Genomic DNA, 2,350 nt, shown 5'->3' with positions numbered 1-2,350 from the left:
CTCAGGAACGCGTCATGCTAGCTGCGACCAGCTGATATTGACTGAAACGAAGACGGAGAACCCCATGACCAAACGCATCATTTTTACCGGCGGCACCGGGAAGGCAGGGCGCCATGCCGTGCCGCATCTTTTAGCGAAGGGCTACAAGGTCCTGAACGTCGACCTAAAGCCCTTTGACCATCCCGGCGTCAACACGCTGATCACCGACATCACCGACAGTGGCCAGGTATTCAACGCTTTCACCACCCACTTCGGCTTTGACGGCTACGACGAGGGCGCGCCGCCCAAGGCTCCTGATGCCATCGTGCATTTCGCGGCCGTTCCCCGTGTGATGATCAACCCCGACAACACCACTTTCGCGCAGAACACCGTGGGCACCTACAACGTGCTGGAAGCCGCCATGAAGCTGGGCGTCAAGAAGGTGATCTTCGCCAGCTCCGAGACGACCTACGGCGTCTGCTTTGCCGAAGGCGACAAGGATTACCATTCCTTCCCGCTGGAAGAAGATTACGACAGCGACCCTATGGACAGCTACGGCCTGTCCAAAGTGGTTAACGAAAAGACCGGCCGCGCCTTTGCCATGCGCTACAAGGCCGATGTCTACGCCCTGCGTATTGGCAACGTGATTGAGCCGCATGAATATGTGAACTTCCCCGGCTACCTCGCCGATCCGCCATGCCGCAAGCGCAACGCCTGGAGCTATATCGACGCCCGCGATCTGGGCGAAATCGTCCATCTGTGTTTGCAAAAGGACGGCCTTGGCTATCAGGTCTTCAATGCGGTCAATGACACCATCACCGCTGATCTGCCGACGGTCGAGTTTCTCGCCAAATATGCGCCAAACACCCCCGTCACCCGCCAGATGGGTGAATTCGAGGGCCCCTTGTCGAACCGTAAGATCCGCGAAGTGCTTGGCTTCAAAGAGGCGCACAACTGGCGCAACTACGTGCAGCGCTGAAGAACGGTCGCCGGGGCAATCCAGACTTTGCTCTGGCGACATTTTCTTGCATAAGCAAAGTAGCGGCAGCCTAAGGCAGCTGAGCAACTGGGGAACTGCGGTGATTAAGCCAAAACAACGTCTGCCTGGTCGCAAAAGCAAAGTCACCGTACGTGAGGTGGCATTGATGGCAGATGTGAGCGAATCAACCGTATCGCGCATCATGCGCAATCAGGGGCTGGTGGCAGAGGCCACGCGAACCAAAGTAATGGAGACGGTGCGCGCGCTCGGCTACGTGCCAAACCGCATTGCAGGATCGCTTGCATCGCTGGATTCGYAGTTGGTGGGGGTCATTGTGCCCTCACTTTCCAACATCGTTTTTCCGGAGGTGTTGCAGGGCATCAATGCCGGCCTGAAGACTACCAATTACCAATCGGTCATCAGCATCAGCGACTATGACATCGACCGCGAGGAAACCTTGGTGCGGGGTATCCTTGCCTGGCAACCGGCGGCCGTTCTGATAACCGGTTTTGACCATACCGTGGCGACTCGTCGGATGCTTGACCAAAGTGGTGTGCGTGTGGTGGAGATGATGGATATCGAGTCTGCCCCCATCGACGTCGCGGTAGGCATGTCGCACCGCAAGGCCGGCTACGCGACGGGCCAGTATCTGATCGCCAAGGGCTACCGCCGCTTTGGATATGTCGGCCATGACTGGACTGCGGACAGGCGCGCACGTCTGCGCTATGATGGATTGTCAGAAGCTCTTTCAGAGTCCGGGCTTTCGATTGTAGCCCATGCCATCGCGGACGGACCAAGTTCGCTTTCGACAGGAAGAGAGCAGACAGCCCAACTCTGGACAACGGCCAAAGTTGATGTGGTGGTTTATTCCAACGATGACATGGCGGTGGGCGGCGTCTTCTACTGTCAAGGCGCCGGCATTCGCTTGCCCGATCAACTCGCCATCTTCGGGTTCAACGGGCTTGAAATTGGCCGCGAACTGCCGCAGCCATTGTCAACGGTGAGGTCCAATCGCTTCCTGATCGGCCAGAAGTCCGTCGAGGCGATCCTTGAAACCCAAGATCGGCCTGCGACCAAAACCACGATCGACACCGGGTTCGAGATTTATCCAGGGATGACGGCCTGAGCGAACTGGCAGCGTCTCAACGACTGGCCGAGGCGCCACACTGCGCTAGGCCGGAGACTACAGTTTTTGACTATTAAGTGCGTTGAAGGCTCCTAGGGGATGACGTCAGCCAGACGCAATTAATCGATGATCAAGTGCTTGGCCAATAGGGGTAGGTCTATCAATTGAAAGTCGGCAATGGATTCATTCTGTTGATGCTGGAAGAACTCTGTAGAACCATCCTCGGCTTTCGCCGCTCTCCCCAAAAGCGCGGGTCGAATCCGCCC

2 protein-coding genes are annotated in these 2,350 nt (G+C 57.2%); both read left to right on the top strand.

Going from position 1 to position 2,350, the window contains the following annotated elements; all coding sequences use genetic code 11:
• Positions 1-64: 64 nt before the first annotated feature.
• On the top strand, positions 65-958 hold the full coding sequence (locus AC1DVR_RS23270) for an NAD-dependent epimerase/dehydratase family protein (RefSeq protein ID WP_478003003.1): 894 nt from the start codon (positions 65-67) through the stop codon (positions 956-958).
• Complete coding sequence (locus tag AC1DVR_RS23265; RefSeq protein ID WP_478003002.1) at positions 867-2,084, top strand: LacI family DNA-binding transcriptional regulator; 1,218 nt, start codon at positions 867-869, stop codon at positions 2,082-2,084. The genes AC1DVR_RS23270 and AC1DVR_RS23265 overlap by 92 nt, the downstream gene beginning before the upstream one ends.
• Positions 2,085-2,350 lie beyond the last annotated feature (266 nt).

It is taken from the genome of Rhodobacter sp. P2_H5, assembly GCF_056403335.1.
Note: the sequence above shows the minus strand (reverse complement) of the source record. Positions and strands in the feature narration are given on the sequence as shown.